11 protein-coding genes are annotated in these 12221 nt (G+C 70.8%); 4 read left to right on the forward strand and 7 right to left on the reverse strand.

Translation table 11 applies throughout. The features are described 5' to 3' along the window. The first annotated feature begins 337 nt into the window (after positions 1–337). Both OG272_RS20285 and OG272_RS20290 read left to right on the forward strand, forming a co-directional pair. Positions 338–1369 (forward strand): fatty acid desaturase, encoded by a 1032-nt coding sequence (locus OG272_RS20285; protein ID WP_326582247.1) that lies wholly within the window; start codon positions 338–340, stop codon positions 1367–1369. Then, positions 1366–2043, forward strand: a complete 678-nt coding sequence (locus OG272_RS20290) for a TetR/AcrR family transcriptional regulator (protein WP_326582246.1) — start codon at positions 1366–1368, stop codon at positions 2041–2043. Before OG272_RS20285 ends, OG272_RS20290 begins: the two co-directional genes overlap by 4 nt. 139 nt (positions 2044–2182) lie before the next feature. Here the strand turns inward: OG272_RS20290 and OG272_RS20295 are convergent, their stop codons facing one another. The 5 genes from OG272_RS20295 to OG272_RS20315 form a co-directional block, all read right to left on the reverse strand. Further along, positions 2183–4267 carry a glycosyltransferase gene (locus OG272_RS20295; RefSeq protein WP_405894314.1) on the reverse strand — a complete coding sequence of 695 codons (2085 nt, stop codon included), beginning with the start codon at positions 4265–4267 and terminating at the stop codon, positions 2183–2185. Between the two features lie 480 nt (positions 4268–4747). Then, a complete protein-coding gene (locus OG272_RS20300; protein ID WP_326582244.1) occupies positions 4748–5614 on the reverse strand; it encodes a PaaX family transcriptional regulator C-terminal domain-containing protein in 867 nt (288 codons plus the stop codon). A gap of 356 nt (positions 5615–5970) precedes the next feature. Further along, the gene (locus OG272_RS20305; RefSeq protein WP_405894315.1) at positions 5971–7335 is read right to left on the reverse strand and encodes an MFS transporter; all 1365 of its coding nucleotides are present in this window, start codon (positions 7333–7335) and stop codon (positions 5971–5973) included. Positions 7336–7590: 255 nt separating this feature from the next. Further along, positions 7591–7950, reverse strand: a complete 360-nt coding sequence (locus tag OG272_RS20310; protein WP_326582242.1) for a glyoxalase — start codon at positions 7948–7950, stop codon at positions 7591–7593. Then, on the reverse strand, positions 7947–8765 hold the full coding sequence (locus OG272_RS20315) for a trans-aconitate 2-methyltransferase (RefSeq protein WP_405894317.1): 819 nt from the start codon (positions 8763–8765) through the stop codon (positions 7947–7949). Before OG272_RS20315 ends, OG272_RS20310 begins: the two co-directional genes overlap by 4 nt. 149 nt (positions 8766–8914) lie before the next feature. Between OG272_RS20315 and OG272_RS20320 the strand changes: the two genes are divergently transcribed. Beyond that, positions 8915–9412 (forward strand): MarR family transcriptional regulator, encoded by a 498-nt coding sequence (locus tag OG272_RS20320; protein WP_328506991.1) that lies wholly within the window; start codon positions 8915–8917, stop codon positions 9410–9412. Here OG272_RS20320 and OG272_RS20325 read toward each other — a convergent pair. After that, a complete protein-coding gene (locus OG272_RS20325; RefSeq protein WP_326582239.1) occupies positions 9371–10153 on the reverse strand; it encodes a response regulator transcription factor in 783 nt (260 codons plus the stop codon). The two genes, OG272_RS20320 and OG272_RS20325, sit on opposite strands and share 42 nt — an antisense overlap. A 249-nt stretch (positions 10154–10402) precedes the next feature. Here OG272_RS20325 and OG272_RS20330 point away from each other — a divergent pair, with 249 nt between their 5' ends. Further along, the gene (locus tag OG272_RS20330) at positions 10403–10858 is read left to right on the forward strand and encodes a GNAT family N-acetyltransferase (RefSeq protein ID WP_405896044.1); all 456 of its coding nucleotides are present in this window, start codon (positions 10403–10405) and stop codon (positions 10856–10858) included. A gap of 342 nt (positions 10859–11200) precedes the next feature. Here OG272_RS20330 and OG272_RS20335 read toward each other — a convergent pair whose 3' ends face one another. Next, the gene (locus OG272_RS20335; protein ID WP_328223263.1) at positions 11201–11986 is read right to left on the reverse strand and encodes an ATP-binding protein; all 786 of its coding nucleotides are present in this window, start codon (positions 11984–11986) and stop codon (positions 11201–11203) included. Between the last annotated feature and the right edge of the window lie 235 nt (positions 11987–12221).

The raw sequence follows: 12221 nt of genomic DNA on the forward strand, positions 1-12221 counted from the left end.
CGGTGGGGGCCCGGCGGCAGCGGCCCCTGTGCGGGCCCTGGCGTCCGGGCAGGATTCAGAGCGGACCGCGCTGTCCGAACGAGTCCAGGATAGGCGTCCACCTGGGCGCCCCCGGTGACAGGTGCCACTTTTGCGGCACTGAGTGCCACCTGTCCACCAAGTCCACCCGCTACACCTGGACGCGCAGACCGGCGGGCTCTTGCCGCCCGGCACCGCACTGCCATACTTACGATGCCGTAGGTTACGGAACCGTAGGGAGTGCCGACAGGTGACCCCCGCACGCTGTTGCCGCAGGCACCTCCCCCTCTCACCACCTCAACCCCACAGGGGACGCCCCATGAGCTCAAGGTCCGATGTGATCGAAGACGCCTCGAACGCGACCGATTCCCCCGGCTCCGCAGTGACCGACTCCCCCGCTCCGTCGGCCACGCTGGGAGGCGAGCAGAAGCGTTCGATCGAGCAGATCACGCTGCTCCTGTTCATCACCGTCCCGTTCCTCGCGCTTCTCGCGGCGGTGCCGCTGGCCTGGGGCTGGGGCGTGAGCTGGCTGGACCTCGGCCTGCTGGTGTTCTTCTACTACCTGGGCTGCCACGGCATCACGATCGGCTACCACCGGCACTTCACCCACGGTTCGTTCAAGGCCAAGCGTCCGCTGAAGATCGCGTTGGCGATCGCCGGCTCGATGGCCGTCGAGGGCCCGCTGGTCCGCTGGGTGGCCGACCACCGCAAGCACCACAAGTTCTCCGACGCCGAGGGCGACCCGCACTCGCCATGGCGCTTCGGCGAGACGCTCCCCGCGCTGATGAAGGGCCTGTGGTGGGCCCACATCGGATGGATGTTCGACGAGGAGCAGACCTCGCAGGAGAAGTACGCGCCCGACCTGATCAAGGACCCGGCGCTCCGCGCGATCTCCCGCCAGTTCATCCTCTGGACGGGCCTCTCCCTCGCCCTGCCGCCCCTGATCGGCGGCCTGGTGACGATGTCCTGGTGGGGCGCGTTCACGGCGTTCTTCTGGGGCTCGCTCGTCAGGGTGGCGCTGCTGCACCACGTGACCTGGTCGATCAACTCGATCTGCCACGCGGTCGGCAAGCGCCCCTTCAAGTCCCGCGACCGCTCGGGCAACGTGTGGTGGCTGGCGGTCCTCTCCTGCGGCGAGTCCTGGCACAACCTCCACCACGCCGACCCCACCTCCGCCCGGCACGGTGTGGAGCGCGGTCAGCTGGACTCCTCCGCCCGGCTCATCCGCTGGTTCGAAGTGTTCGGCTGGGCGTCCGACGTCCGCTGGCCGTCACGCTCGCGTATCGATTCCAGGCGTAACACGGGTGAGGACGGCTCCCGGCAGCGGAAGGCGCCCGCCGAGGCGGCATGATTGACGCCGTGGCGACCGACTCCAGCAGCACCCCGAGCAACGACAAGCCGCGGCGTGTCCGCCGCACCCGGATGACGGGCGCCGAGCGCCGGGCGCAGTTGCTGGAGGTCGGCCGAGCCCTCTTCGCCGCCAAGGGCTTCGAGGCCACGTCGGTGGAGGAGATCGCGGCGAAGGCCGGGGTGTCCAAGCCGGTGGTGTACGAGCACTTCGGCGGCAAGGAGGGCCTGTACGCGGTGGTGGTGGACCGCGAGATGAGCCGTCTGCTGGACATGGTCACCAGCTCCCTGACGGCGGGCCACCCCCGCGAACTGCTCGAACAGGCCGCCTTCGCGCTCCTCGACTTCATCGAGGATCACACGGACGGCTTCCGCATCCTGGTCAGGGACTCCCCCATCCCCCAGTCCACGGGGTCCTTCGCGTCCCTGATCTCCGACATCGCCACCCAGGTGGAGGACATCCTCGGCCGCGAGTTCAAGAGCCGGGGCTTCGACCCCAAGCTGGCCCCCCTGTACGCCCAGGCCCTCGTCGGCATGGTCGCCCTGACGGGTCAGTGGTGGCTGGACGTCCGCCGCCCGAAGAAGGCGGAGGTGGCCGCCCACCTGGTCAACCTGGCGTGGCACGGCCTGGACGGCCTCAACTCCAAGCCGCGGTTGATCGGCCACCGCAAGAGTTAGTGGGCGGTACGGATTCGTTGCGGGGTGCGGGTGAGTGGCTGAAAAGCAAGGGGCGCAGCCCCTGCTTTTCAGGGGCGCGGGGAACTGCGCGAGAAGCCCCACCGCACCCGCACCCCGCCGACCCACCCGAACCCCCGAGCTACTGGGCGCCCTCGTCAACATCCTTCGCGCTGAGCGCCAGCTCGTTGTTCACGGTGAAGTACGGCCGCACCCGAGTCCGCCCCCGCTCACCGTGCTGGAACACCTGCCCGGGCACGAGATCCGTCTTCCGCCGTTCCACCACATCCCCACCGATCCGCCCCACCGGAACCTCCCCCAGGTGCAGATCCCACAGATCGTGCTCGACACTCCGCCGGGCCATGATCTCGCCGTACGGAACGGTGAACCGGAACCCGCGCTCGCCCACGGCCCACGCGGCCACGGAGAAGTCGTACGCCGTATCGGTCCGGGAGACGACCCGCACCACGGCCCCCTCCCCCACCGGAGCGGCGGCCCCGTACGCGGCCCCGTACAGCGTCGCGGTCACGGTCACCGACCCGTCCCCCACCTCGACCGTGTCGATCTCCGCATGCGCGGGCCGCAGCCACGAGCGCACCGCAAGGAACCCGTCGGCGGTCGCGTACGGGATCCACGCCCCCACTCCCCGCTGGTCGACACTCGGCGCCCGCCCGACCAGCGCGGCCTGCTCGACCATCCGTGCGGTCAGCCGCACCCGCTTGTTGGTGCCGCGTGGCGCGACATAGCAGTCCCACCGGCCCTCGGCGAGGGTGTGCTCGACTCGGTGGAGGGTCGCTCCGGACACCGTGTCCGGCGCGTCGGCGCTCGGCAGTACCGGCACCCGGACCTGCCGCTTGCCGGGGTCGCGGCGCAGCCGGGCGATGAAGTCGAGGGGCCCGGAAGGCAGCTCGGCCGGGTCGAGGAGGACGGTCACACCACCGTCGGGGGTCGCGCGGGCGTGCGCGGCGGGCGTGGGAGCGCTCCCGTGAGCCTCGGGCGCGGCCTTCGCGGGACGCGGGCGGACGGCACGGGCGGCGAACTGCCTCAGCCGGGCGGCGCCGTCCCATCCGCGGCGCCGGGACCGGGACAGCTCCTCGAAGAGGGTCTCGTAGCGGCGGGCGATGACGGACGGGGCGTAGGCGTCGGCCTTCTCCAGCGCCCCCTTGCCGAGCCGCTCGCGCAGGGCCTCGTCGGTGACGATCCGGTTCAGCGCGTCGGCGTAGGCGTCGACGTCCCCGTCGAGCGGGACGAGGATGCCGTCCTCGCCGTCGGCGATGATCTCGCCGGGGCCGTGCGGGCAGTCGGTGGCGACGACGGGGACCCCACAGTGCATGGCCTCGACGATGGTCATGCCGAACGACTCCATGTCGGAGGAGACGGCGGCGACGGCGCCCTTGGCCCACTCGGTCTCGATCGGTGAGACCGCTCCCATGAGGAACGCGCGGTCGTGCAGCCCGAGCCGGTCGATCTGCTCCCGCAGGTTCTCCTTCTGCGGGCCGCGTCCGTAGATCCGCAGGGTCCAGCCGGGGTGTTCGGCGGCCACCTTGGCGAAGGCGTTCACCAGCCGGTCGTACCGCTTGATGGGGATGAGCCGGCCGGCGGCGACGATGACCTGGGAGTCCAGGGTGGACCGCTCGACGGCGGGGGCCCGGACGCCGTTGGGGACGCACACGATGGCGGTGGTGACGTGTGGCAGGGCGGCGCGGTACTGGGCGGCGTCGGCCTCGGAGACGGTGACGTAGGCGTCGAGTCCGGCGATGGCGTTGTTCTGGTCGGTGCGCAGCGGTTCCCCGTACTGGTCGAGGCTCAGATGCTCCTGGCCGACGCGCAGATAGCGGCGGCGTCCGTCGCGGGCGAGATAGCCGTTGAGGTCGGGGCGGGTGGCGATGACCACGTCGGCCTCGGTGCGGGCGAGGAAGCCGCCGATGCGTTCGTCCTGCAGGGCGGTGTAGGGCAGGTTCCCGGTGGCCCCGGTGTAGGGGAACATCGTGCCGGGCAGCTTGGTGAGCGGGTGGTCGCCCTCGTGGCCGGGGCTTCCTTCCCGCAGGTCGATCAGCGAGGTCAGGCGGACGCGCGGGTCGAACGGGAGGGCCGGTTCGTCGCGGGAGCGGTGGACGCTGACGACCTCGACGTCGTGCCGGTCGGCGAACGCGGCGGACAGGTTGGCCGTCGAGCGGATGGTGCCGCCGATGCCGAAGGCGTTGTTGATCAGGAATGCGATCTTCATATGTTTTCCCCCCTGGAAACCGCCCGAGCGCGGGCGGCATCGCACCCGCGCCCCCCTGGCGGTCAGGTCAGGGGCACGCACGGGCACGGCTAAATACGCGATACGTGGTCGACAATCAAGAAATGAGTGAGTGCGTGAGTGGCTGAATGAGTGGCTGAATGAGCGCAGCGGAAATCGGCCCACCGGGAAAGCCGCAAAGGGATACGCGCGGAAGCGCATCGTGCGATGAAATCCCGACCGGACGGCGGAAAGCCTATGTGGCGCGCGTCACAAACCCCGTCAAGCGCGCCGGACAGCTCAGCAGATACTCACTGGCCCAGATCCCCCCTGGTCACAGCCCCAACTCCCGCTTCCCCGGACAACAGCGAGAGGCAACAAAAAGTGAAACGAGAATATATCCCGCACAAAGGAAAGCCCAAGAACAATATCAGCCACTCCCGCACCGGGAGTATCGGGCACGGAATGCAAAACTCCGTTTTGCTACGGCCTTTCGAGCGGAGCGGGCCGCAACGGGGTCGCTTCCAGAACCTCCGCCGCCATGCGGCCGGCCGGGCCCGCCGTCTGCTCGGCGATGCGCCGGAACGTGTCCTGGGCCTGCCGCGCGGGCCACTCGGCCGGCAGATGCCGTAGGGGCAGGCGCGGGTCGGTACGGATGACGCGCAGCCACTCGGCGACGAGTCGCAGCCGGGTGGCGATCGGGTCCGCGGCGGCGAGGTCGGCGGTGGTCCAGCGCTTGTCGAAGGCGACGTACCGCGCGGCCAGCGTCTCCAGGTCCCAGCTCTCGCGGATCATCAGCCCGACGTCGGTGAACTCGTCGGCCTGCGCGTGGAACACCTTCACATGCGCGTCCAGACCCAGTTCGGAGACGATCTCCCGCACGTCCACCCGCCCCGGCGCGATCCACAGCCCGCTGTAGAGGGCGCCGAATCCGGACCAGGTGAGCCGGGAGCGCAGGTCGTGGCGCTGGCGTTGCCAGGACTCGGGGAGGGAGAAACCGAGGAGGGTCCAGGTGCCGTCCCAGTCCTCGTTGACCGCGCCGTCGCGCCAGATGCGCTGTCCGCCGTCGCGCAGGATGTCCTCCGCGTGCGGAGTGAGCCCGAAGAACATCCGCCGACCTTCGCGCTGCCGCCGCAGCAGCCCCCGGTTCACCATTCGCGTCAGCGTCGACCGCACGGCCTGCTCCCCGGTACCGACCCGCCCGAGCACGTCGATGATGCTCCCCGAGTACACCCCGAGGCCGCTCTCCCCCCGGTCCAGCACGTGATTCCCGAAGAAGGACATCACCAACGACTGCGGCCGCAACTGCGGCGCGTCGACGACATCGGCGTCCAGGATCTCGTCCTCCACAGCGGTAAGGGTACGGGGACCGTACGGCCCCGGTCAGGGGCCGGGGCTACTTGATGCGGGCCCGGCCGGAGCTGAGGAACACGTGACGGCGGGCCTGGCCGGAGGCCGAGGAACACGTGACGGCGGGCCTGGCCGGAGGCCGAGGAACACGTGACGGCAGGCCCGGCCGGGGGCCGAGGAACACGTGACGGCAGGCCCGGCCGGGGCTGGGGCCGACGCGGTCCGCGTCCGGGCTGGGGCGCCGGCCGACGGCCGCGCCCCGAAAGGGGCGCGGGGAACTGCGCGAGAAGCCCCACCCGGCCGCAGCCGAACGACCACCGACAGTCCCCCACCCCACGCGGAGCTCACCGCACCGCCTACGAGGCCACCCCCTCCTTCGCGGCCCCCTCCCGGAGGGACGACCCGCCACCCAGTGACTCCCGGTGGGTCTCCCGCACGAACCACACGGTCACGGCGGTGATCGCCGCACCCCCGCACACCAGCAGCGAGATCGGCGTACTGGACCCCCCGTTGGCCGCCACCAGACTCCCCGCGATCATCGGGGAGAACCCGGCGCCGATGAGCGTGGCGAGCTGGTACCCCAGCGACGCCCCGGTGTAGCGGACCTTCGTGCCGAACATCTCGGTGAGCAGCGCGCCCAGCGGCCCGTACATCACGGACTGGGCGAAGCCGTGTCCCAGGACGACCGCGAGGATCAGCAGTCCGGGTGACTTGGAGTCGACCAGGGCGAGGACGGGGAAGGCGAGTGCGGCGGAGGCGATGGCTCCGGCGAGGACGACCGGGCGGCGGCCGACACGGTCGGAGAGCGCCGACGCGCACGGCAGCACGACCAGCGCGACGGACGCCGAGACCGTGAGCGCGGTGAGCACCTGCGGCCGGGCGTAGCCGATACCGGTGGCGTAGGCGATCAGGTAGCTGGTCAGCAGCGACTGTGCGGTGAACGCGCCGATACCGACACACGCGGCGAGCACCAGCGCGCGCGGGCGGCGCAGTACGTCGACGATCGGCAGCCGGGCCTGCGTGCGGTCCTTCTTGACCTGGGCGAAGAGCGGGCTCTCGACCACCTTCAGCCGGACGAAGAGCCCCACGCCCAGCAGGACGACGCTGAGCAGGAACGGCACCCGCCAGCCCCACGCCGCGAACTCGTCGCGGGGCATGGCGACGACGAAGGTGACCACGAGCGAGGAGAGCAGGGAGCCCAGCGGTGCTCCCATCTGCGTGAAGCTGGACCACAGTCCGCGCCGCTTCTCCCCGGCGTGCTCCACGACCATGAGGGTGGCGCCGCCCCATTCACCGCCGATGGCGATGCCCTGCAGCACCCGCAGGGTGATCAGCAGGACGGGGGCCCAGACGCCGATGGTGTCGTAGGTGGGCAGCAGGCCGATCAGGAAGCTGGCGCCGCCCATCAGACCCATGGTCAGCAGCAGCATGGACTTGCGGCCGAGGCGGTCGCCGAAGTGCCCGAAGAGGATCCCGCCGAGCGGGCGGGCGACGTATCCGGCGGCGAAGGTCCCGAACGCGGCGATCGTGCCGACCGCCGGGTCCGCGCCCGGGAAGAACAGCTCACCGAAGACGAGCGCGGCGACCGTTCCGTAGACGAGGAAGTCGTAGAACTCGACGGCCGTACCGAGCAGCCCGGACAGCGCGACACGACGCAACTGCCGTGTCCGCTGGGCCTGTTCGGCCTGTTCGGCGGGGTTGGGGAGGGGGGACGGGGGCATGCGGGTCTCCCTGGAGCTAAGGGGAACGAGGGAGGAACACCGCGAAGGTAGGCGTGCATCTACCTGCCGTCAATATTTTGCACAACATCGACATCGCCCCCGCACCCCCTCGACGGACCCGCCGCGCCCCCTCCCCACGCCCCGGACTCCCCGCCCCGCACCTCGGACTCCCTGCCCGCACCTCAGAGCCCTCCCCACGGCTCAGGCCGACTCCACGGCTCAGGCCGACTCCACGGCTCAGGCCGGCTCCACAGCTCAGGCCGACTCCAGGAACTCCAGCCGGTTCCCCACCGGATCCTCGGAGTAGAACCGCCGATACCCCGGCAGGTCGTCGTCCCAGACGACCGGCGCCCCGCGCCCGGTCAGACGGGCGGCGTACGCGTCGATGCCCCGCACCCGCAACCCGGGGTGGGCCTTCTTCGGCGGCCGGAAGCCCGCCTCCACCCCGAGGTGCAGAATCACCTCCCCCGCACCGAACCAGCACCCTCCCCGCACCGCGAGCGCGGGCGGTTTCGGGATCTCCGTCATCCCGAGGACCCCGACGTAGTACGCCCGCAGCCGGTCCTCCGAGCCGGGCGGGGCGGCGAGGAGGACGTGGTCGACGGCGGCGATCACCGGCTCACCCCCGGCTTGCGGGCGACGACGAAGATGCGGCGGAACGGGAACGGCGTGCCGTGCGCCGTGGGCGGATAGGCCTCGCGCAGGGCGGCCCGGTACTCGGCGACGAACGGCTCGGCGTCCGCGCCCAGTTCGGTGAGGACCGGCCGCAGCCCCGTCCCCTTCACCCAGTCGAGCACCGGGTCCTCGCCCTGGAGGAGATGGACGTACGTCGTCTCCCACGCGTCGACCTCGCAGCCGAGGTCGGCGAGAACGGCGAGGTAGTCGGCGGGCAGGTGGACCGCGTCGTCGTGCCGGAGGGTCTCGCCGAGCCGGCCCTTCCAGCGGGCGGAGCGGGCGAGTTCGCGCATGAGGCGGTGGCTGGGCGAGTCGAAGTTGCCGGGGACCTGGAAGGCGAAGGTGCCGCCGGGGGCGAGGGCGTCGACCCAGGCCGCGAAGCGGGCGAGGTGCCCGGGCACCCACTGGAGGGTGGCGTTGCTGACGATCAGGTCGTACGGCTCCGGGGGCGCCCAGGTGCGGACGTCCGCCGCGGCGAAGTCGATGCGGCCCCCGCCCGGGGTGGGCCCCTCGTGGTCGACGTGCGCCCTGTCGAGCATCTCGGGCGAGTTGTCGTACCCGGTGATGTGCGCCGAGGGCCAGCGGTCGGCGAGGAGGCGGGTGACGTTGCCGGGGCCGCAGCCGAGGTCGGCGACCCGGGGGTGTTCCGTGGGCGGTTCGGGGACGTGGGCGAGCAGGTCGAGGAAGGCGCGGGCGCGGTGGCCGGCGTGCCGCAGGTACTGCTGGGGGTCCCAGGTGGGGCTGGTCGCGGGCATAGGGGGACTACCTCCTGGCGCTCGGGCGTCTGTCGCCGGTTCCGGACACCTCCACTCTCGTAGCCGCATATCTCGAAGTCAAGAGACTTGGAGCTAATCCTCTCGACATCAAGAGACTCCACATCGACACAACCACTACACTGATCGCCATGGAGGACGAGGTCGATCGGCTGGTCGCAGCGTGGCGCCGGGAGCGCCCCGACCTCGACGTGGAGCCGCTGGCAGTACTCAGCCGGGTGAGCAGACTCGCCCGGCATCTCGATCGCGCGCGCCGGCTGGCGTTCGCCGAGCACCAGCTGGAGCCGTGGGAGTTCGACGTGCTGACCGCGCTGAGGCGTGCCGGGAACCCGTATCAGCTCTCCCCCGGCCAGTTGCTCACACAGACGCTGGTGACGTCGGGCACGATGACGAACCGTATCGACCGGCTCACGAAGAAAGGCCTGGTCGAACGGCTGCCCGACCCCAGTGACCGCCGGGGTGTGCTCGTCCGTCTGACGGACGAGGGCCGGGACCGGGCGGATCAGGCGCTCGCCGGACTCCTCGACCAGGAACGAGCGATCCTGGCCGAGCTGTCCCGCGCCCAGCGGGGCGAACTGGCGGGCCTGCTACGCCAGTTGACCGCCCCGTTCGACAACATCCCCGGCTAGGTCCACGGGCCCGACACCCGCCCGGCGCGCGAGCGCGACCGCGGCGAGGGTGGAGTGGACGCCCAGCTTTCCGAGGACGTTCTGCATATGGGTGCGGACGGTGTGCGGGGAGAGGAACAGGCGCTCGGCGACGGCCTTGCGCCCCAGCCCGGCCACCATGCACCGGAGCACTTCGCGCTCACGCGGGGTGAGGGACTCGACGAGCCGCTCACTCTCCGTGCGGTGCTTGCGCGCGGCGGTCAGCTCCCGCAGGACACCCGTGAGGAGCGCGGGCGGCAGATGGGTCTCGTCGCGCAGCACTCCCCGGATCACGGTGAGCAGCCGGGACAGCGAGCAGTCCTTGGCGACCCACCCGGACGCGCCCGCCTGCAGGGCCAGCGCGGCCCGGCGCGGATCGTCCTTCTCGGCGAGGACGACGATCCGTACGCTCGGCTGTCCCGAACGCACACCCACGACGAGCGATATGCCGTCCACGAGCCCGTCCTCGCCGCTGTCCGAGACGGCTATGGGTACGGCGGCCGGACGCGCGCCGGAGGCGTGGACATGGCCCCCCAGGTCGGCGTCGACCAGCAGCACGTCGAACTTGCGCCCCTCCGCCGCCGCGCGGTCCAGACAGCGCAGCGCGGCGGGGCCGCTGCCGGCGGCGGACACGTCGACGTCCGGCTCGGCGGCCAGGGCCGCGGCGAGCGACTCGGCGAAGATACGGTGGTCGTCGACGACCAGGACTCGGATGCGAACCACTGAAACCCCCACTGGTCGGGGGACGACCGGCGCGAGTACGGCGCCCGGAGCGTGCCCCGGTTTACACCTGGGACGGGGCGTCGCAGCCGCACGGCCGCCGCCGTGCTGAACCGCTACCCCCACTCCGGGCGTCGTACCCGACTGTCTCGCCCCCTGATCAGCACCGGCCCCCACCGGTGCTGTTCATCAGAGTAAGGCCGGGGGGCAGGAGCGGAAGGTAATTTGCAGAACTGGTTGTCCAGCACGCTTATGGTGTGCCGCATGTTTCGTATGGAGACAGAAGTCGACAGGGAACGAAGCCAATTGCTGCGTTCCCGGCTGCGGGCCGACAACACCGCGGCTTCGCCGATCCTCCGGGACCTGCGGGGAACCCCTGGTGAACGGGAGGTTCCGCTCCAGGTGTGGGCTGTGGACGAGGCGGGCGACCTCGCCGGCGGCCTGGTCGACCACACCTGGGCCACCTGGCTTCACGTCACCTACCTCTGGGTCGACGAACGCCACCGGGGGAAGGGCCTCGGCTCACACCTGCTGTCGCGGGCCGAGCGCACGGCCGCCCGCGAACGCGGCTGCCACTCGGTGCGCCTGGAGACCTGGGACTTCCAGGCCCCGGAGTTCTACCAACGCCTCGGCTACGAGGTGGTGTGCGTGATCCCCGACTATCCGCCGGGGATCACGGAGTACACGCTGACGAAGAGGCTCAGCTGACCCTGGGCCGGGTGCGGAGTTGACGGCGTGCGGTTCGAAGGTGATCTCGTAGGTCACTGCGGTTCGGGCCCCAGTCGCCTGCGCACCTCTGCCGTGGGGATACCGGGTTCAAGCATCCCCTCGGCCTTGCGCCGCTGGTATTCCGCGACCGCGAGGGCGTCTTCGAGATCCTCTATCACCTGCGGCGAGACAAGAAGGCGGCCACGTGCCCGTGGTCGGTGAGGGCGATGATCTCGCGGCCGTGGGCGGCGCGACGGACGAGGTCGCCGAGTCGGAACGGGCCGCACTGATCGCAATCTCAGTCATATACCGATCAACCACAAGATTGACCTTGTTACCCATTCATGACTCTGAATTCACCCTTTGTGACCGGGTGGCGAGTTCGGCCCAGACCGTCAGGCCGTCACCCGTCCACCGCTGTCCCCAACCGGTGGCCAGAGCTTCGGTGATCAACAGGCCGCGTCCGTGTTCCTGTGCGGGGCCCGGCGGCCGGGACTGCGCCACGGCCCGGCGGCCCGTGCCCGCGTCGGTCACGCTCACGGTGGCCGCTGCGGCGGTGAGTGCCACGGAGACCGTAATGACGTGGCTGTCGCTGTGCTCCAGAGCATTGGCCGTCAGCTCACCAGTGATGGTTTCCAGATCGTCCACGGCATCCGGCGCCAGGCCCCACCACCGAGCCGTGGCGCGCACGTACCTCCGTGCGACACCTGCGGAGGCGAAGTCCGCGCCGGACAGCGAGAGCAAACCGAACGCTCGCGGTTCGACGGGGCTTGCGCATACCAGTGCCTCGTGGACGCCGGGGATACCGTCCGCCGACGGCGGTGCGACCCGGGTTCCGCCAAGACGAGCGCCCCGAGACCGGGCGATCAGCAACGCGTCCGCGAGCGCATCACACAACTGAGCTGCCAGAGAACCAAGTTCCCCATCCCTCTTCCCGCCACTACCGGCCAGAACATCCCGAGCACGGCTGAGCAGCCGCTCCGCCAGGCCCAGTCGCCCGTTCTCGATCCGGTCGGCCAGCCGAGAGACAGAGCCGTCACCACCGCCGTCCGCGAGGAGGAGGCAAGGCTGACCGTGTGCGCCGGTCCACGGCAGGAGCCGTACGCGGGTCGCATCCCTGTCACCCATCACGCCGCCTCCAGCCGCGCGTGGATGTCACGGGTGTCGAGGTCGACCCCGTACGTCGCACACCACAGGGTGTCGCGGCGCAGTCGTTGGAGCCGGACCTTCTCTTCACGCTCGTAGGCCGCGAGGTAGGGGCGGACGAGGCGGGTGGTGGTGCCGTCGATGGGCTCGTACCAGGCTTGGACCGTGGGGGCGAGGGGGGAACAATCCGACGGGAGGCGCCCGGCGCTCGCACTAC

The organism is Streptomyces sp. NBC_00104 (assembly GCF_045160825.1).
GTDB lineage: Bacteria > Actinomycetota > Actinomycetes > Streptomycetales > Streptomycetaceae > Streptomyces.

Bases quoted from the DNA above. Each gene is read 5' to 3' on its own strand.
- OG272_RS20330 (WP_405896044.1), top strand. From the start codon at position 10,403: ATGGTGTGCCGCATGTTTCGTATGGAGACAGAAGTCGACAGGGAACGA.
- OG272_RS20315 (WP_405894317.1), bottom strand. From the start codon at position 8,765: ATGCCCGCGACCAGCCCCACCTGGGACCCCCAGCAGTACCTGCGGCAC.
- OG272_RS20335 (WP_328223263.1), bottom strand. From the start codon at position 11,986: ATGGGTGACAGGGATGCGACCCGCGTACGGCTCCTGCCGTGGACCGGC.
- OG272_RS20320 (WP_328506991.1), top strand. From the start codon at position 8,915: ATGGAGGACGAGGTCGATCGGCTGGTCGCAGCGTGGCGCCGGGAGCGC.
- OG272_RS20305 (WP_405894315.1), bottom strand. From the start codon at position 7,335: ATGCCCCCGTCCCCCCTCCCCAACCCCGCCGAACAGGCCGAACAGGCC.
- OG272_RS20285 (WP_326582247.1), top strand. From the start codon at position 338: ATGAGCTCAAGGTCCGATGTGATCGAAGACGCCTCGAACGCGACCGAT.
- OG272_RS20290 (WP_326582246.1), top strand. From the start codon at position 1,366: ATGATTGACGCCGTGGCGACCGACTCCAGCAGCACCCCGAGCAACGAC.
- OG272_RS20295 (WP_405894314.1), bottom strand. From the start codon at position 4,267: ATGAAGATCGCATTCCTGATCAACAACGCCTTCGGCATCGGCGGCACC.